Consider the following 18,645-nt stretch of genomic DNA (forward strand, 5'->3'; position numbering starts at 1 on the left):
GTGTCTTCCGTTCATCCTACGGTTCTGATTCGCGTCGACGGGGAACGCTGGATGAACCGGAGATGAACACATCGGCGCCGCGACGGTCAGTCGTCCGAGCGGCCTTCCGCCAGCGCGACGGCAGCATCACGGTCCGGGCAGTCGGGGACGCCTCCGATGCTGCGCTCGATGGCCTGGGAGGCCGCGGCGTTGGCGATGCGCACGGCGTCGATGAGGGACCAGCCCTGCGCGAGCATGGCGCACATGACCCCGGTGTGGCAGCCACCGGCCGATCGCGTGTGGATGGGCTTCGTCGGGAATCCGGGGACGTGGACGAGCATGCCGCCGGGCTCGCGCACCCAGGCCCCGCCGGCTCCGGCGCGCAGCACGAGCGGGGCGCGCAGGGTCGACCCCAGGGCCTCGCAGAGCACCTCCATCGCCTTGTCGAATCCCCCGCCGACGGTGAGGGAGGAGCCGTGGTCCACGACGACGCCGAGACGTTCGGCGAGGGTTTCCGCCTCCTGCCGGTTGCAGGACCAGATCGGACGTGCGAGCACGGTGTTCTCGAGAAGATGGTCGCTGACCAGATGCAGCGACCGGGTGGGGTTGAGCACGAGAAGATACGGGCGCCGGCCCGCAATCCCCCCGCCACGGCGAAGGAAGGCCTCGACGCCCGATGCCGCGTGATCCATGAGGGTGTTGCCGCTGACGTGCACGACGTCCCCGGGCGCCGGGTCCAGGGTGTCGAAGGCGTCCTCGCCGCCCTGCGCCTCGGCGCCGAAGGTGGCGATGAAGGTCTTGCGCTCGCCGTCGTTGAGCACCAGGCGGAATCCGGTGTCCGCGTCGAGCCGGTCCTGACCGATGTGGGAGATGTCGTGCCGGGCCAGGGCGGCCCGCACCCCGGACCCCCAGGTGCCGGTTCCGATGATTCCGGCGTGCAGGGCGGGCGATCCCATCCTCCGCGCCGCGAGCAGCACGCGGAAGCTGCCTCCCACCGTGGCGGTCGCCCCGTTCGACAGGGAGAAGCCTCCGGCCGGGGGGATGGCGGCGACGCTCATCATGATGTCGACCCAGATCTGGCCGAGCGAGATGACGCCGGCCTTGTGTGTTCCGCCGAGCGGGACCGCGATCGTCGTTGGATCGGCCGCGAGATCGCCGCTCCCGGCCTGGGCATGGGGATGCCCGTCGAGGGTGAGGGGAACCTCCGGGGAGGTTGGGGTGGAGTCCGGCATCAGGCCCTCCTTGGTCGTGGAGGCGTGCGGCGTCCGTGTCGCAGGCCCTATGGTTCGGATGAGGGGTGCCACCGTGGTCCCGGCGGCATCGTCGTGGGGTGACGTACCCACACCATAATCCCCTCGGGACGGATTCGGCACGTCATTGCGGGAAAAGCCGTTCGGTGGTATGGTCGACAAGTTGTGTGTCCATTCGCACGCCCGGCGGTGTCTGCAGGCGGCGACGGACACGGGAACGACGTGGAGTCAACGTTTGAGGGAGTCCATCATGGCAGCTCGTTGCGCAGTGTGCGGTAAGGGACCGCAGACCGGTTACACCGTATCGCATTCGCATATCCGCAATAAGCGCACCTTCCGCCCGAACCTGCAGCCCGTGCGCACCTCCGTGGATGGCGAGATCGTCCGCGTGCGTGTGTGCGTCAAGTGCCTCAAGGCCGGCAAGGTCCAGCGCGCGGCCGCGTGAATCCATTCGCGGCGGCGGAGGGGGCCCCGGAAGCCATCAGGCTTTCGGGGCCTTCGCATTCCGTCTGCGACGTCGTTGCCGTCATCCAGGCCATCGCCGGCTCGGGTGACGGGCCGGCGTCGTCCCATCCCCGGATGACAATGCGGTGATATGGGCGAGGCACGGGATATGAGCGCACGGGAGGGGAACGCCCCGCGGGCGTCCTCCTCGTCGCCGACTTCCACCGTGGTCCTTTCGGGGGTCCCCGTCACGATGGACGCCTTGCTGTCCTCGCTGGTCGCCAACCGCCGTCGCGTCTCCGCCCTGTCGTCGCTGGGCGTGTCCACGGTGCGCGACGCGCTGACCTACTACCCCTTCCGCGTCGCCGACCCTCTTCCGGTCCGCACGCTGTCCCAGGCCGTCCCGGGGGAGTCCATGGCCGCCGTCGTCGCCGTCGTCGACTCCCGCATCCAGTCCATGGCCGGCCGTCACGGCTGGCGGCTCGAGGTGCGTGTCGAGGACGCCGGCACGGATGGCCGTCCCGGCGGCGCCCAGGCGACGCTGGTGTTCTTCTCCGGGAAGCGCCCCTACATCGCATGGATGTCCGGACGTCTGGCCGTGGGGGCCGAGGTCGTCGTCAGCGGCATCGCGGGCGAGTTCTCGGGCGCGCTGCAGTTCGTCCATCCCGATGTCGTTCCCGTCGCAGGTCCCTCCGATGCCCCGGCGGCGCTGGCCCGGGCGGGGCGCCCCAGACCCGTGTACCACGCCTCCTCGCGGATATCCGGCGAGCATGTCCATGACGTGATCCTGGCGCTGATCGACGCGGTGACGCCGGATGCCGTCCCCGACGTCATCCCTGAGGACGTGCGCGAGAAGCGCGGTCTGCCGCATCGTCTCGACGCCCTCCGGGCCGTCCACGACCCGGACTCCGTCGAGAAGTTCCGCTCCGGCATCGCCGCGCTGCGATACGAGGAGGCTCTCGTCTCCCAGACCGCCGTGCTCCGCGAAAGAATGCGCTCCCGCGGCGAGGGATGCTTCGTCTGCGCCGACCGCACGATGGCCGAGCGTTTCGTCGGGGCCCTGCCCTTCACTCTCACGGACGGCCAGCGCCGCGTCATCGCGGACATAGCCGAGGACATGGCCGGCGATCATCCCATGCATCGTCTGCTTCAGGGCGAGGTCGGCTCCGGCAAAACCGTCGTGGCCCTGACGGGCATGCTCCAGGCCGTCGGCTCGGGGCAGCAGGCGGTGCTCGTCGCCCCCACGCAGGTGCTTGCCCGCCAGCACGCCGACACGCTGACGTCGATGATCGCCGACGCGGGTCTGGAGGTGCCGGTTCTGCTGCTCACGGGAGGCATGCGTCTGGCGGTGCGCCGCAGGCTTCTGGCGCGCGTGGCCTCCGGGGAGCCGGTGATCGTCGTCGCGACCCACGCCGTGTTCTCCCGCACCTTCCAGGCCCCCGGGCTCGCCCTGGCGGTCATCGACGAGCAGCATCGCTTCGGCGTCGAGCAGCGCGGATCGCTGGGGGCCGGGGCCGCCGGCGTCCCGGGCCCCGATGGAAGGATCCGTCGGCCCCATCTTCTGGTCATGACGGCCACGCCGATTCCGCGCACCGCGGCCATGACGTGGTTCGGCGACCTCGACGTCTCGGAACTCACCGAGCTTCCCGGGGGACGTCGGCCGATCCGCACGGTGGTGGTCGGCGAGGAGGATTCGCGGACGATGGCGGCCATGTTCGCGCATCTGCGCCGGCGCATCGACGCGGGGGAGCGGGCCTTCGTCGTGTGCCCGCGCATCGAGGAGGACGATGACGCGTCCGGCGCCGCCGACGAGGGATTCGACGAGGTGGATGTGGCCGACGTCCCCGATGGTGAGACGGCGGAGGGACAGGCGGGAACCCCCGAACGTCCGGCTCTGCATGCGGTGTCCGAAATGGCCCGGCGGCTCGCGGGACTGCCCCAGTTCCAGGGTATCCGCATCGCCACCCTCACCGGGCGGGATTCGGACGAGGACAAGCGCCGCGTCATGGAGGGCTTCGTCTCCGGCGACACGCCGCTGCTCGTCGCCACCACGGTCATCGAGGTCGGCATCGACGTTCCGACCGCGAGCTGCATCGTCATCTTCGACGCCGACCGATACGGACTGTCCCAGCTGCATCAGCTTCGTGGCCGCGTCGGCCGCGGGGGCACGGCATCCTGGGCCTTTCTCGTGTCGCGCGCCGAGCGGGGCGATCTCGCGGACAGGCGTCTGGCCGTCGTCGCCGGAACCCTGGACGGCGCCGAGATCGCCCGCGCCGACCTGGAGCTCCGCGGCGCCGGGGACGTGCTCGGCGACGCACAGTCCGGCATGCATTCGCGTCTGAAGCTGCTGCGCGTGGTCACCGATGCCGATCTCATCGGCGAGGCGCGCGCGGACGCGGAGCGGGTTCTCGACGCCGACCCCGAGCTCGTGGGGAACGTCCAGCTCGCCGGCGCCGTCCTCGACCTCACACGGTCCGACGAGAAGGCCATCCTCGGCGGCTGAGGGTGGCGGTCGCTCTTACCTCCCTCTTCCTAGAGTGGGGGGCATGCATGTGATCGCCGGACGATTCAAGGGCATGCCCCTTCCCACCCCCGCCTCGGGCACGCGCCCTACGACGGACCGGACCAAGGAGGCCGTGTTCTCCTGGCTGGTGTCGCGCGACGTCGTGGAGGGGCGGCGGGTGCTTGATCTCTTCGCTGGCACGGGGGCGCTGGGCATCGAGGCGCTGTCCCGCGGGGCGATCGAGCTGGTCGCCGTCGACTCCTCCGCGGCCGCGGTCGCCGGTCTGTCGAAGGCCGTGCGCGCGCTCGCGAATCGCCGGGGCGTGGTCGATCCTCCGCCGACGCGCGTGGTGCGGGCTCGCGCGGAGCGCTTCGTCGCCTCCTGCCATGTCTCCTTCGGGCTCGTCGTCGTCGACCCGCCGTACGCTCTGGGGACCCACGCCTGCTCCGATCTCCTCGACGTCCTCTTCTCCCGTGGAGTCGTGGAGGATGGCGGTCTCGTGGTGCTGGAGCGCTCCGTACGCGACGAGGAGCCTCATCCGGAGGGGACGGGGGGCGGCCGGTCCTGGAGGATTGCGGAGCGACGCGACTACGGGGAGACCGCCGTGTACTACTGCGAGGCCGAAGACGACGCGGACACGGCGGATGACGGGGATACGGATGACTCGGATGCGGCTGTTTCCGTCCCGGCGTAGTGTGAGGCCATCCGCGGTTCTCCGCAGGGAGGACGCGGATACGGAGGATACGGATACGGGTAATGGAGGCAGGAATGTCCGATGTCATAGCCGCACTGGCGGCACGCCATTCGCAGTACGCGCTCGCCGGGACGTCCGTCCTGGCGGACGGCACGGTGGTCGACCTCGTGAAAAGGGCCACGGTCGTGGTCCCGAGTGCCTTCAATTCGCAGTCCCAGCGCGTGGCCGTGCTGTTCGGCGACGAGCACCGCCGGCTGTGGAACTCCATCGCGCTTGAGGCGCTGCGCAGGGTGGCCGTGAGCGAGGAGGCCTTTGCGGCCACGACCCGGAAGGTCGGCTCCTTCGCCGCCGCGCATGGCACGGTGCTGTACTTCGACGATGCCGAGGTCACCGACGGACTCGCGAAGAGATTCCCTCTGTACGCGGCGAACTTCCCCGTCTGGGCCGAGCAGTCGAGCGGCATGCTGCAGCTCGCGGTCTGGACCGCGCTCAGCGAGGCCGGACTCGGAGCCTCCCTGCAGCACTACAATCCGCTTATCGACGACGGCGTGCACGAGGCGTTCTCGATTCCCGCCTCCTGGCGGCTTATCGGCCAGATGCCCTTCGGGGACGTCGTCGCGCCGTCGCCGGCCAAGGATTCCGTTCCGGTCGACGACCGGGTGGTGGTGCGCGGAATCTGACGTCCGATCCTAGCGGTCGCGCTCGGGTGCGGCCGGCGTCGGATGCTCGCCTGACACGTCCCAGCCCGCGTTCTCAAGCACGCCTCTGTCCGCCTTGTCGAGATGCGTGCAGTCGAGGGCGGCGATGAGGTCGGGACGGATCGCGCTGGTGCGCTGCAGCGCCTCGTCGCGGCGGAAGCGGTCGACGCGCGCGTGGTCGCCGCCGAGCAGCACGTCGGGCACGGCCATTCCACGCCAGACGGCCGGCTTCGTGTACTGCGGGTGTTCGAGCAGCGCGTCCCGCCCGGTGTAGGACTCCTCGACGATGGAGTCGGGATTGCCCATGAAACCGGGAAGCAGACGCACGATGGCCTCGAGCATGGCGGTGACGGCGACCTCGCCGCCGTTGAGCACGTAGTCGCCGATGGAGTATTCGCGCACGTCCACGCCCCGGGCGCGGTAGTACTCGGGGATGCGGGCGTCATAGCCCTCGTACCGTCCGCATCCGAAGACGAGACGCCCGACGTGGGAGAGCTCGGTGGCCTGCCGCTGCGTGAACAGAGGTGCTGACGGGTTCGGCAGCACGAGCACGGGGGAGGGACCCTCGGCGAGCAGGTCGTCGAGGCAGGCGCCCCACACCTCGGGCTTCATGACCATGCCGGCGCCGCCGCCCACGGGGGTGTCGTCCACGGAGTGGTGGACGTCATGCGTCCAGTCGCGCAGGTTGCGCACCCGGATGTCCAGCAGGCCCTTCGCGCGGGCCTTGCCCATCAGGCTGAGGTTGACGACGTCGAAGTACTCGGGGAATACCGTCACGATGTCGACGAGCATCACGGCTTCGCGTCGCCGTCCGTCCGATCGGCGGAATGGGGGTCATCGGCGGGATCGTTCCCGTCGGAGCCATCCCCATCCACGCTCCCGTCGTCTCCGTCCGTCGCCCTGGTGCGGCCCGCTCCATCCGACGCGGGCGTCGGCGCGTCGTCGCGCATGCTCCGGTCGGGCAGCGCGCGCTGCCTCTCGCGGCGCTTCTCGTCCTCCTCGAGCTCCTCGATTTCCTCATCGGTCATGGGAGTGGCCGTGTCCGCGTCCGGAAGATCGTCCAGCGGTTCGTCCTCGGCGGCGACGTCAGGGTCGCCGAGACCGGGGATAAGCCCTCCCGGAGGGTCCAGGGTGAGGGTGGCGGCGTTCGGATCCACGTCGGGGACGATCTGCTCGACGAAGGGCACGAGCGCGTCGCGCGTGCCGTCGGCGGGCTTGCGCAGACGGATCTTCAGCAGCGTCTGCGGTCCGTCGATGACGTCCGCGACGGTGCCGATGGTCATGTCGGCGGGCAGGCCCAGCGTGTTGCCGGCGGCGGGGACCACGGTCATGCCGATGAGGTCCCTCGGATAGAAGACGCCCTCCTCGGCCATCTCCTCCGGGTCGTCCGCCTCGCCGAACAGTACGGTGCCGTTCAGCGCCTCGGCGGTGGTGCGGTCCTCCACGCCGGCGAGCCGGACGACCCAGCGTTGATGCATGGCGCGGGACTGAGCCACGGTGAACGTCCTTCCCTGGGAGTCGACGAGCACGGATCCGGGGGCGAATCGCCTCTCCGGCTCCGTGGTGAATGTCTGTACGGTGACCTCGCCCTTAAGGCCCTGGGCGCGGCCTATACGACAGACCCTCAGCAGATCGTGCTGCTGAGGGTCCGCGTCGCTTCGCTGACGCTCCACGCTATCGGCTCGCCTTCCGTACATCCATGATGTCGACGCGGATGCTGTGATCGGACAGCGCCTGCACGACGGTGCGGATGGCGTTCGCCGTCCGCCCGGAGCGGCCGATGACGCGGCCGATGTCCTCCGGGTTCACGCGCACGCGGATAAGCTCCCCGCGCGGGTTCTCATGGGACGTGACGGACACGTCATCGGGGAAATCCACGATGTTCCTGATGAGATGTTCGACGGCCTGGGCGAGCATGTCAGGCGGCCTGGCCTTCGGCCGTGGGAGCCGCGGACTTCGCCGTGGCGGCGGAGTGGGCGGCCTTGAGCTTCTGGGCCTCGGCCTCGACGGCCTCGATGCGGGCCTGCACGTCCTCGGCCTCCTTGGGGGCCTTCAGCGTGCCTTCGGCTCCTTCGAGGCCCTTGAACTTCTGCCAGTCGCCCGTGACCTTGAGCAGGCCGAGCACGGATTCGGTCGGCTGTGCGCCGACGCCGAGCCAGTACTGGGCGCGCTCCGAGTCGATCTGGATAAGCGAGGGCTGCTTGTTGGGGTCGTACAGTCCGATCTCCTCGATGGACTTGCCGTTGCGCTTGTTGCGCGAGTCGCTGACGACCACGCGGTAGAAGGCGTAGAACTTCTTGCCCATGCGCTTGAGACGAATCTTGGTTGCCAAAATGGCTCTCCTTGGATGTTCAGGGTGTCGGCCGGCGACTCCATGTGGGGCATGGTCCCGCCCGTCGGCGTGTTCCTCACGGACGCGGGATGAGAGGGCCCCGTGCTCGCGAATAACTGAAGCAGTATACCGCATACCCTCGGATAAGGCCAGACGCCGCCGAAAGGGGGCGGAACGGGCTGAGGGGCGGCGGGATGCAGGACGGCCTCCATCATCTGCGGTCTGCCATCAGCAGTCAATCCCGCGGTGCTTGGAGTCCCGGCCTTCTCGAGGGGATGATCGACGTCCCGTACGGCATCCTCCCTGCCTCCTGACGGTCCCAGGTCTTCCCTTCGACGCCGCCCGTCCGGGTCTCGGGTCTCAGGCACTCATATGGCCAGATCCGCATATACCGCCAGATGGTCGGTGCCCTTCACGGGGAGGGAGAGCACCTCGATTGCGTCGATTCCCGGGGTCATGAGCACATGGTCGAGCTCGATGCGCGGCCAGCGAAGCCAGGAGGGGAATGTCGTGACGGGACCGGCGCCCTGCTCCAGGGCGGCGTCGCGGAGGCCTGATCCGAGCAGGGCACGGAAGCTGGGATGGTCGAGCGAGGAGTTGAGGTCGCCGAGGACGACGATGTCGGGGAGCGATTCGGACTCCTGCGAGTCCCGCCGCCGCGGCCTTTGACCGACCCCTTGGCCCACTCCTGAGTCCACCTCCTGGCCCGAGCGGGATGTGACCAGAGCGCCGAGGCCCATGATTCCCCGGGACCACTGCGGGCAGCCGCGGTGCGGCGACTTCGTATGCGCCGAGACGAAGCGCACCGGCCGTCCCGCCGGGGACAGCGTAAGCGAGGGGGTGTCGGCGGCGGGGATGTCGACGGCATCGTTCCGCGTCGCCGTCGGCGCGGCCCTCGACCATATGCCGTTGAACCCGCCGTTGTCGTCCGGCAGGTCGCGTCCCAGCTGCCGATGGGGCAGCAGCGTGCCGAGACCCGCCTTCTCCAGTCTGTCCACCAGGTCGCCGGTGAGCTCCTGGAGAGCGAGCACGTCGACGGACCGTGCGCGGACCGTGGCGACCACCGCCTCCGGGTCGGCGCGGCCCCTGCGGCAGTTGAGCGTCATCAGATGAAGCGTCGTTCTCTGGCCGCCGGCGGCGTCATCCACGTCTCGCGTGTCATACGACGTCGCGATTGACGGTTCGCTTCCCGGCATGGCCTCGTCGGGACGTTGTCCGCGGCGACGCCGGCTGCGGCGATGATGGCCGGCGAATTCGACGCCAAGGACGGCCAGGGCCAGAAACGCGGCGATGATGGCCGACGTCCGGTCGCCGATGACGGCGGCGATGATGGCCGCCAGACCCGCGGAAATCCAGAGGAAAGGCGTCAGGGCGATGAGATAGGGAAGGGGCCGGTGGCCGTCCATTCCTGCCGGAAGAAACCGCAGCAGAGCCCAGAGCACCAGCAGAAGCACGACGGGCATCATCCAGGTCATCCGCATCCTCCGTGGACCGCGTGAGTTCCGTGAATCCGACCTCCCACGGATTCGATGTCCGCGTCCGTGGGGGTCGTCGGTGAATCCAGGCGGGTCCGGCCCGGTTCGCGCCGGGCCTTGCGCGTCTAACGCCCGAAAAGCCCGGACAGCCCTCCGCCGAGGTTGGGCGGCAGGTCGGGCGCGCCGTTCTGCCCCAGAACCTCCTCGAGATTCGCGGGAAGGCCGGGGTTCTGCGGCTTTCTGGCGAAGGCCGAGCCGCCGGAGTCCCTGGAGCCGCCTGACAGGCGCTCGCGCAGGGCCTTCTCCTCCTCCTCGCGCTTCATCGGATTCCCGGACTTCGAACGGTTCTTCTTCTTGCCGCCCTTGGCGCCCTTCCGGTTCTTCTTTCCCCCGCCGGGGCCGCCGAGGCCGGGGATTCCGGCGCCCATGCCGCGCGCGGTCATCCGCCGCATCATCTTCGCGGCCTGTTCGAAGCGCTGGAGCAGTCCGTTGACGGCCGACACCGTCACGCCCGAGCCGTAGGCGATGCGGGCCCGGCGCGAGCCGTCGATGATGGAGGGATCGCGCCGTTCGGCCGGGGTCATCGAGTGGATGATGGCCTCGGTGCGGTCGATCTCATGCTCGTCGATCTGCTCGAGCTCGCGGCGGTGCTGCGCCATGCCGGGGATCATCCCCAGCAGGCTTTTCATCGAACCGAGCTTGCGGACCTGCTGCAGCTGCTCGAGGAAGTCGTCGAGGCCGAAGGTGCCCGAGGACATGCGTTCCGCGGCCTTGCGCGCCTGCTCCTCGTCGAACTGCTTCTGGGCCTGCTCGATGAGGGTGAGGACGTCGCCCATGTCGAGGATGCGCGAGGCCATGCGGTCCGGGTGGAAGACCTCGAAGTCCTTGAGGCCCTCGCCCGTGGAGGCGAAGAGGATGGGCTTGCCGGTCACGCTCGCCACGGACAGGGCGGCGCCGCCCCGGGCATCGCCATCGAGCTTGGACAGCACCACGCCGGTGAAGTCGACGCCCTCGTCGAAGGCCTTGGCAGTGCGCACCGCGTCCTGGCCGATCATGGCGTCGATGACGAAGAGGATCTCGTCGGGCCGGATCGCGTCGCGGATGTCGCGCGCCTGGCGCATGAGCTCCTCGTCCACGCCAAGGCGTCCGGCGGTGTCCACGATGACCGTGTCGTAGAGCTTCGTGCGCGCGAGCTGCACGCCTTCCCGGGCCACCTTGACCGGGTCGCCCGTGGTCATGCCAGGGGAGGCGACGGCCTCGCCGCCGTCGGCCTGCACGCCCTTCTCGGGGGCGTAGACGGGCACCCCGGCCCGTTCGCCCACCACCTGCAGCTGGGTGACGGCGTTGGGACGCTGGAGGTCGGCGGCCACGAGCAGAGGCGTGTGCCCGGATTCGTGCAGCCAGTAGCCGAGCTTGCCTGCCAGCGTCGTCTTGCCGGCGCCCTGCAGGCCCGCCAGCATGATGACGGTCGGAGGGTTCTTCGCGGTGTGCAGCGGACGGTCCACGCCGGCGCCGAGGATCGCCGCCAGCTCCTCGTTGACGATCTTCACCACCTGCTGCGCGGGGTTCAGCGCCTGGGAGACCTCCTCGCCGAGGGCGCGCTCGCGGATGCGGGCGCAGAAGGGGCGGACGACGTCGAGGGCGACGTCGGCGTCGAGAAGCGCCCGGCGGATCTCGCGGATGGTGCCGTCGATGTCCGCGTCGGTGAGTTTGCCCTTGCTGCGCAGATGCCGGAACGCTCCGGAAAGCCTGTCGGTCAGAGAACTGAATGCTGCCATAATGTCCCCAGTCTAGCGGAACCGCTGAGTGGTCGCCCGCCTGTCATTGCCTGCTATTCGGCGGCCGGACGGGTTCGTGGGGCGTCGGGCCGGGCCGCGGGGCCCGCCTGGACGCCGACGGCGACGTGCGCGCCGTCCCCGGCCAGGCTCCATGTGCTTCCGTGCGCCCCGTCCTCGATGATGATCCCGGCATCCGCCAGGTCGTCGCGGATGGCGTCGGCGCGGGCGAAGTCCCGGGTCCTCCGCGCCAGGGCGCGCGTCTCCAGCTCGCGGCCGACGAGAGCGCCCAGGGCCTTCGACGCGGCCGCGCCGCCATCGCCGTCGCCCGCGCTCCAGGGTTCGGCCAGCGGGTCGAGCCCCAGCACGTCGAGCATGGCGCGCACGTCGGTGAGGGACCGGCGCACCCTCTGACGGGCGTCGTCGTCATCGGGATGGTCGTCCAGGGAGGACAGCAGCGCGTTGCCGGAGCGGATGGCGGTGAACGCCGCCGCGATGGCTCCCGATACGTTGACGTCCTCGTTCATGGCCGCCGTGAAGTCACGGGGCAAAGCGTCGGCGTCCACGGCCGTGACCTCCTCGCGCGAGGGCTGCGCGCCCAGGGCGGCCCCGGCGCGCTCGATGAAGTTCGTCACCCTGTCATAGGCCGCACGGGCCTCCTCGAGGGTCCGGTCGGACCATTCGAGCATCGAGCGGTACTGCACGGAGCCCAGAGCGTAGCGCACCACCCAGGCAGGGTTGTCGGCGAGCACCGCGGGAACGGAGAGCCCGTTGCCCAGAGACTTGGACATCTTCTCGCCCTTGGCGGTCACCCATGCGGAATGCATCCAGCGGGCGGCGGAGTTCCATCCGGCGGCCCGGGTCTGGGCCATCTCGTTCTCGTGATGGGGGAAGCGCAGGTCGAGACCGCCGCCGTGGATGTCGAACATGCGTCCCAGATACCGATGGCTCATGGCCGAGCATTCGATATGCCAGCCCGGACGTCCCACGCCGAACGGGGTGCTCCAGCGCGCGTCCGCGGGATCGGTGGGACGCGGCGCCTTCCACAGGGCGAAGTCGCGGGGGTCGCGCTTGTCGGGGGAGGCGTCGGCGGGGTCGGCGGGGTTGTAGCGGTCGGGGCCGGCGGCATCCACGCTCGGGCCCATGCGGTCGGCCACGGCGGCGGCCTCGTCGGGCTCCGGCTCGCCCTTCTGGTGGGTGAGCTCGCCGTAGTGTGGCCAGCTGGCCACGTCGAAGTACACGTTGCCCGTGGGATTGCCGTCGGCGTCGCGTACGACGTAGCCGTGGCCGTTGTCGAGGATGCGCCGGATGAGCTCCACCATGTCGGGCACATGACCGGTGGCGCGCGGCTCGACGGTCGGCGGGAGGACGCCGAGCTCGTCGTACGCGCGCGTGAACTCGCGCTCGTAGCGGTAGGCGCGCCCCCACCAGCGCTCTCCGGCCGCCGTGGCCTTGTCGAGGATCTTGTCGTCGATGTCGGTGACGTTGCGCACGAAGGTCACCTGGTAGCCGAGGCGCAGCAGCCAGCGGCGCACGACGTCGAAGGCGACGGCCGCGCGGATGTGGCCGATATGCGGGGAGCTCTGGACTGTCGCCCCGCACACGTAGATGCCTACGTTCCCGGGCACGATGGGTTCGAAGGGCGACACCCGGTGCGTGGCGGTGTCGAACAGGCGCAGGCCGGCCGCCGCCGCAGTCAGGTGAGGGGTGTCGGGAATGGTGGAATTCCGCGGTTCCTGGGCTGCTGTCATACGCACGAGGGTAGGGGTGTTCCGCGACAACGGCCGCCGTCCTCTCCGTGCCGCGGACCGCCGTTTACCACGGGGACTCCGTGCGATGCCACAATGGTGGGCATGACGTCGCCGCAGGTTCTCATCATCCAGCATGTTCCCTGGGAGAAGCCGGGCCGCATCCTCGACAGCCTCGAGGACACGAGGATCCCCACGCAGACCGTCACCATCCTCGACGACCGCCATCCCGATCTGCCCGACTTCGGCGAGATGGCGGGGCTGGTGGTCATGGGAGGTCCGATGGGCGCCCTGGACGTCGACGAGCATCCGGGACTCAAGGCGGAGGCCAAGCTCGTGAGGGCGGCCATCGCCGTCGGCAAGCCGGTTCTCGGCATCTGCCTGGGCCATCAGATCATCGCCACCGCCCTGGGCGCGAAGCTGTCAAGGGGCAGGGAGCCGGAGATCGGCTTCTCGCCCATCAGACGCGTGGGCCGGCATGACTACTTCGCCATGTGGAACAAGCAGATCGACGTCCTCCAGTGGCATAACGACGTCGTCGGCATCCCGGAGGGCGGCGAGCTTCTGGCCAGCTCGGCGCTGACGACCAACCAGGCCTTCCGTGTGGGAACCGCCCTGGGTCTGCAGTTCCACCTCGAGGTCACCCCCACGCTGTTCGAGGAGTGGATGGAGGAGCCCGCGATGACGGACGGCCTCAAGAAGTCGCAGATCTCGAAGATGAGAGACGATTTCGTCGAGGACAACGCCAGGCTCATGCCGCTGGCCGAACAGGTGTTCTCGGGATTCGCCGCGCGCTGCGACACCTGCGCCCGCATGCTGTCGCGCTGAGGGCTTCCGGCCGTGCCGTCCGTCGGTCCCGTGTGGAATCCCGTCCGGCGGTAGATGACCGGCGGTAGATTGGGGAATCATGCCTATCTATGACCTCGGACTGGACCATGTCTCTCTGGCGTTCGCCACGACCACCGTCTTCACCGAGGTGACCCAGGGCGTCTTCGAGGGCGACCGCATCGGCATCGTGGGCCGCAACGGGGACGGCAAGTCCACGCTGCTGCGTCTGCTCGCCGGCCGTCTGGAGCCGGATTCGGGGCGGGTGACCCGACGCGGTGGCCTGACCTTCGGCATGCTCGACCAGCGCGACCCCCTCGACGACTCGATGACCGTCCGCCAGGCGGCGCTTGAGGGGCGCGAGGACTACGAATGGGCGGCCGACCCGCGCTCGCGGGAGATCGTCGAGTCGTTGCTCGGCGGCATCGATCTGGAGACCCGGGTCGGCACGCTGTCCGGCGGGCAGCGCCGACGCGCCGACCTGGCCCATCTGCTGCTGCACGACTGGGACATCCTCGCCCTCGACGAGCCCACCAACCATCTCGACATCGTCACCATCCACTGGCTTGCCGAGCATCTGAGGTCCCGCTGGTCGGCCGGGCAGGGCGCGCTTCTCCTCGTCACCCACGACCGCTGGTTCCTCGACGAGGTGTGCGAGTCCATGTGGGAGGTCCACGACGGGACCATCGAGCCTTTCGAAGGCGGCTACAGCGCGTACATGCTGCAGCGCGTCGAGCGCGACCGTCAGGCCGACGTGCGCGAGGAAAGGCGTCGCAACCTCGCCCGCAAGGAGCTGGCCTGGCTGGCGCGCGGGGCGCGGGCGCGTGCCACCAAGCAGAAGTTCCATGTCAAGCAGGCCCGCGACCTCATCGCCGACGTGCCTCCCATGCGCAACCGACTGGAGCTGCGCCGCATGGCGACCGCGCGTCTGGGCAAGCAGGTGACGGATCTCGTCGACGTCACGCAGATCTATCAGGATCGTCCGGCCGGCCCTGTGCGGGCGGATGATGCCGTGCCGATGGACGGTTCCATGCAGACGGCCGATGACGCGCGTGACGCCGATGACGCGTCGCGGGCTTCATCGGCACCGGACGGCGCGTCGGCCAGCGGACGCTTGTCCGACGTGGTCCCCTCGCCCTTCGCCGAGCCCGTCGTCACCGCCTCGGTGACGCTGACGAAGGATGAGGCCTCCCGCGCCGAGGACGCCGCCTCCGCCCCTGACACCTCGGCCGCGACGACCGTCACGGTCACCGGCCGCCGGGTTCTCGACGACGTGACATGGCTGATCGGCCCTGGTGACCGCATCGGCATCGTCGGCGCCAATGGAGCCGGCAAGTCGACGCTGCTGCGCATCATCGACGGCACCCTGAAGCCCACCGTCGGGCGCGTGACCATCGGCAAGACCGTGCGTTTCGCCGTGCTCTCGCAGCGTCTCGACGAGCTGGAGAAGCTCGCGAAGTACCGCATATCCGAGGTTCTCAGCCGTTACAAGCCGACCTATGTGGTCGATGGCAAGGAGGTTCCGGTCGGTCAGCTCATGGAGCGGCTGGGCTTCTCCTCCGCCCAGCTCATGACGCCCATCGCGGACCTGTCCGGCGGGCAGAAGCGCCGTATGCAGCTGCTGCTCATCCTGCTCGGCGAGCCCAACGTGCTCATCATGGACGAACCGGGCAACGACCTGGATACCGATATGCTCGCCGTCATGGAGGATCTGCTCGACAGCTGGCCGGGAACGCTTGTCGTCGTCTCCCACGACCGCTACCTGCTCGAGCGCGTCACGGACGACCAGTACGCGCTGGTCGGCGGCAAGGTGCGGCATCTGCCGGGCGGCGTGGACGAGTACCTGAGGCTCGTCGACGAGGAGGCGCGGCGGCGCGAGGCCCAGGCATCCTCGGGATCCTCCCCCGCCGATCCGACGGGAAGGCCCGGGGAGCGGGGCGGAGACCATGCGGACGGGACCGGCTCCCCGGATTCCGGGGACCGGACGGACGACGGATCGAAGCTGTCCGGCAAGGCCTTCCATGACGCCAAGCGCCGCATGGCGGCCATCGAGCGCCGGTTGGAGAGGCTGGAGGAGGACGAGGCGAGGCTGGAGTCCGAGATGGCCGCGCACGACCCCAGCGACTATGTGGGCCTCGGCAGGCTCAACGACGATCTGAAGACGGCGCGGCAGGAGTCCTCGACGCTCGAGTCCGAGTGGATGGAGCTCGGCGAGCAGGTCGAGTAGGGCGGCTTCAGCGGCCGGTGATCTCCGAGCCGGCGACCCTTTCGCTCAGGGCCTTCGGTCCGCGGCTGACGGCGACGGATCCGGAGCGGACGAGCTCGATGACGCCGTAGTGGTCGAGCAGACCGAGCAGCGCGTCGATCTTCCCCTCCGCCCCCGTGGCCTCGATCGTCAGGGACTCGGGGTGCACGTCGACGACGCGGACGCGGAACAGGCGCACGATCTCCAGCACGTCGGATCGGTTGGATTCGTTGGCGGCCACTTTGATGAGCACGAGCTCGCGCTCCACGGTCGTCTCCGGATCGAGGTCGACGATCTTGAGCACGTGCAGCAGCTTGTTGAGCTGCTTGATGATCTGTTCGAGCGGAACGGCCTCCACGTCGGCCGTCACGGTCAGGCGGGAGATGTCGGGGCGTTCGGTCGGAGAGACGGACAGCGAGTTGATGTTGAACGCGCGGCGGGCGAAAAGCCCGGCGATGCGGGCGAGGACGCCCGGACGGTTCTCGACGAGCACCGACAGGGTGTGACGCTGCGAGCCCGGCTGGGATGCTGGATAGTTGGCCATGGTTTCTCCCTTCCGATCAGCGCTTCGAGGGTGCGGACGGTTCGGACTGTGCGGATGCGCCGGACCGCTTCGCGTCGGCGAGGGACCGCCGCAACGTGTCCCCGGCGGTCGGCTGCGGAGACCCGCCGACGGCGTGCCTAGGATCGCCCTCGTCCGCGATGCGGTCGCCCGGCTGCCGCGCCCCCTCGCCCATCAGCGGATGAACGCCCGGCTTGTAGGTCACCGTGTCATCGGAGGCCCCGGCGGCGACCATCGGCCAGACCATCGCGTCCTTCCAGACGCGGAAGTCGATGAGCACGGGGCGGTCGTCGATGGAGTTCGCCCTCCGGATGGCCTCGATGGCCTCGTCCTTCGTCCGGGCGCGCAGCCCCACGCATCCGTAGGCCTCGGCGAGACGAACGAAGTCCGGCACGTCGGCGTCGTGGTCCTCGGAGGGGCCGTCGAGCAGGTTGGTCTGCGAATAATGGTGGTCGTAGAAGAGGGTCTGCCACTGTCGCACCATGCCGTACACGGAGTTGTTGAGCAGCGCGATCTTGACGGGCGCGTGGTCGAGCAGCGCGGTGGCGAGCTCCTCGGAGGTCATCTGGAAGCTGCCGTCGCCATCGATGAGCCATACCGGGCACCTGCCGTCATGAAGCCGCGACGAGGCGACCGCGGCGCCGATGGCCGCGGGCAGGCCGTAGCCCATCGTCCCCAGGCCGCAGGAGGAGACCCAGGAGCGGGGATGCTCGAAGTCGATGAACTGCGAGGCCCACATCTGGTGCTGACCCACGCCCGAGACCCATATGGTCTCCGGGTCGGCCATCTCGGACAGTTTCTGCACGACCCACTGCGGCGCCAGGGTGCCGTCCGTGGGCTCCTCGTAGGTCTGGGGGTACGTCGTGCGCCACTCGTCGATCTGCTCCCACCAGAGCCTGAGGTCCGGCTTGCCATGGATGGCCTGCTCGCGCTCGATCTCGGGGATGAGGTCGTCGAGCACCGTCGACACGTCGCCGACGATGGGCACGTCCGCCTGACGGTTCTTGCCGATCTCGGCCGGGTCGATGTCGATGTGGATGACATGCGCCGTCGGCGCGAAGGCGTCGAGCCTGCCGGTGACGCGGTCGTCGAAGCGGGCGCCGATGGCCACGAGCAGGTCGGACCGCTGCACGGCCCCCGTGGCGGCGATGGTGCCGTGCATGCCCAGCATACCGAGCACCTTGGGGTCGGAGTCGGGGACGACGCCGCGGGCCGGAAGCGTCGTGACGATGGGCGCGCCCGTGAGGTCGGCGAGGCGTTTGATGCGCTCGCCGGCGTCGGAGCGCACGGCGCCGCCGCCCACGTACAGCACGGGCCGGTAGGAGTGCGCGAAAAGCCTCGCCGCATCGGACAGCACGCGACCGTGCGCTTTGACGGTGGGGTTGTATCCGGGAAGGATCATCCTCTGCGGCCAGGAGTAGTACATCTCCTCCTTCTGGGCCGTTTTGGTGAGGTCGACGACCACCGGGCCCGGACGGCCGGTGCGGGCGATGTAGTACGCCTCGGACAGCACGCGGGGGATGTCCTGGGCGTCGGTGACGAGGAAGGAGTGCTTGGCGATCGGATAGGTGATGCCGACGATGTCGGCCTCCTGGAAGGCGTCGGTGCCGATGGCGTTCACCCCCACCTGCCCGGTGATGACCACCAGCGGCACGGAGTCCATGTTCGCGTCGGCGATGGCGGTGACGGTGTTGGTGGCTCCAGGGCCGGAGGTGACGATGCACACGCCCACCCGGCCGGTGGAGATCGCGTAGCCTTCGGCCGCATGCCCCGCGCCCTGCTCGTGGCGCGTGAGGACGAAGCGGAACTTCGTCTTGTCGTCGATCGCATGGTAGACGGGCAGGATGGCTCCGCCGGGGATGCCGAAGACGTCGGTGACCCCCAGGTCCTCCAGCGACCGGATCAGCGCCTGCGCGCCGGTCATCCTCTCGCCGTTGGTGATGGTCCTGCCATCCGTGGGGGCGATGGACCTGGACATGCCGCTGAATGCCTGCAAAGGCGTTGGTAACACCATGATTCCCCTTGGTTCTTCCTGTTTCTCGTCCGCCGTCGCGTCGAGTCCGCCGTGCTTCCCGTCCAGTCGGCGCGGGGAGGTCGGCCGGACGCTCGCGGTGG

Annotated in this window: 13 protein-coding genes and 3 pseudogenes; 6 read left to right on the forward strand and 10 right to left on the reverse strand. The window is 69.3% G+C overall.

Going from position 1 to position 18,645, the window contains the following annotated elements:
- Positions 1 to 86: 86 nt before the first annotated feature.
- Complete coding sequence (locus RWX87_RS00425; protein ID WP_314685787.1) at positions 87 to 1,211, reverse strand: PfkB family carbohydrate kinase; 1,125 nt, start codon at positions 1,209 to 1,211, stop codon at positions 87 to 89.
- A gap of 268 nt (positions 1,212 to 1,479) precedes the next feature.
- Between RWX87_RS00425 and rpmB the strand changes: the two genes are divergently transcribed.
- The 4 genes from rpmB to RWX87_RS00445 all read left to right on the forward strand — a co-directional run bounded on the left by rpmB (position 1,480) and on the right by RWX87_RS00445 (position 5,550).
- Entirely contained in the window at positions 1,480 to 1,674 is a 195-nt protein-coding gene (gene rpmB / locus RWX87_RS00430; protein WP_314685788.1) for a 50S ribosomal protein L28, read from the forward strand.
- 252 nt (positions 1,675 to 1,926) lie between these two features.
- On the forward strand, positions 1,927 to 4,176 hold the full coding sequence (locus tag RWX87_RS00435; RefSeq protein WP_314685827.1) for an ATP-dependent DNA helicase RecG: 2,250 nt from the start codon (positions 1,927 to 1,929) through the stop codon (positions 4,174 to 4,176).
- A 43-nt stretch (positions 4,177 to 4,219) separates the two neighbouring features.
- Positions 4,220 to 4,870 (forward strand): RsmD family RNA methyltransferase, encoded by a 651-nt coding sequence (locus RWX87_RS00440; protein WP_314685789.1) that lies wholly within the window; start codon positions 4,220 to 4,222, stop codon positions 4,868 to 4,870.
- 74 nt (positions 4,871 to 4,944) lie between these two features.
- A complete protein-coding gene (locus RWX87_RS00445; protein WP_314685790.1) occupies positions 4,945 to 5,550 on the forward strand; it encodes a nitroreductase family protein in 606 nt (201 codons plus the stop codon).
- A 9-nt stretch (positions 5,551 to 5,559) separates the two neighbouring features.
- On the opposite strand, the gene trmD is transcribed toward RWX87_RS00445, so the two are convergent.
- From trmD to cysS, 7 genes and pseudogenes are all read right to left on the reverse strand, one after another.
- Positions 5,560 to 6,360: a tRNA (guanosine(37)-N1)-methyltransferase TrmD gene (trmD, locus tag RWX87_RS00450; RefSeq protein ID WP_314685791.1), complete on the reverse strand. Its 801-nt coding sequence runs from the start codon at positions 6,358 to 6,360 to the stop codon at positions 5,560 to 5,562.
- Positions 6,361 to 6,665: 305 nt separating this feature from the next.
- Positions 6,666 to 7,265: pseudogene (rimM, locus tag RWX87_RS00455) on the reverse strand (ribosome maturation factor RimM); the annotation flags it as partial.
- Positions 7,243 to 7,485, reverse strand: coding sequence for an RNA-binding protein (locus tag RWX87_RS00460; protein WP_314685792.1), 243 nt, complete (start codon positions 7,483 to 7,485; stop codon positions 7,243 to 7,245). The pseudogene rimM and the gene RWX87_RS00460, both read right to left, overlap by 23 nt.
- Position 7,486: 1 nt before the next feature.
- Entirely contained in the window at positions 7,487 to 7,900 is a 414-nt protein-coding gene (rpsP, locus tag RWX87_RS00465; RefSeq protein WP_314685793.1) for a 30S ribosomal protein S16, read from the reverse strand.
- Between the two features lie 368 nt (positions 7,901 to 8,268).
- The gene (locus RWX87_RS00470) at positions 8,269 to 9,375 is read right to left on the reverse strand and encodes an endonuclease/exonuclease/phosphatase family protein (protein WP_314685794.1); all 1,107 of its coding nucleotides are present in this window, start codon (positions 9,373 to 9,375) and stop codon (positions 8,269 to 8,271) included.
- Between the two features lie 125 nt (positions 9,376 to 9,500).
- The gene (gene ffh / locus RWX87_RS00475) at positions 9,501 to 11,153 is read right to left on the reverse strand and encodes a signal recognition particle protein (RefSeq protein WP_314685795.1); all 1,653 of its coding nucleotides are present in this window, start codon (positions 11,151 to 11,153) and stop codon (positions 9,501 to 9,503) included.
- Positions 11,154 to 11,296: 143 nt separating this feature from the next.
- A pseudogene (gene cysS / locus RWX87_RS00480) lies at positions 11,297 to 12,901 on the reverse strand (cysteine--tRNA ligase); the annotation flags it as partial.
- 102 nt (positions 12,902 to 13,003) lie between these two features.
- Between cysS and RWX87_RS00485 the strand changes: the two are divergent.
- A complete protein-coding gene (locus tag RWX87_RS00485) occupies positions 13,004 to 13,726 on the forward strand; it encodes a type 1 glutamine amidotransferase (protein ID WP_314685796.1) in 723 nt (240 codons plus the stop codon).
- A gap of 79 nt (positions 13,727 to 13,805) precedes the next feature.
- Positions 13,806 to 15,950, forward strand: a complete 2,145-nt coding sequence (locus RWX87_RS00490; protein ID WP_314685797.1) for an ABC-F family ATP-binding cassette domain-containing protein — start codon at positions 13,806 to 13,808, stop codon at positions 15,948 to 15,950.
- Positions 15,951 to 15,957: 7 nt separating this feature from the next.
- Here the strand turns inward: RWX87_RS00490 and ilvN are convergent, their stop codons facing one another.
- Both ilvN and RWX87_RS00500 read right to left on the reverse strand, forming a co-directional pair.
- Positions 15,958 to 16,512 carry an acetolactate synthase small subunit gene (gene ilvN / locus RWX87_RS00495; RefSeq protein ID WP_314685798.1) on the reverse strand — a complete coding sequence of 185 codons (555 nt, stop codon included), beginning with the start codon at positions 16,510 to 16,512 and terminating at the stop codon, positions 15,958 to 15,960.
- A gap of 94 nt (positions 16,513 to 16,606) precedes the next feature.
- Positions 16,607 to 18,544, reverse strand: a pseudogene (locus tag RWX87_RS00500) (acetolactate synthase large subunit); the annotation flags it as partial.
- Between the last annotated feature and the right edge of the window lie 101 nt (positions 18,545 to 18,645).

This window comes from uncultured Bifidobacterium sp., from assembly GCF_963540075.1.
GTDB lineage: Bacteria > Actinomycetota > Actinomycetes > Actinomycetales > Bifidobacteriaceae > Bifidobacterium.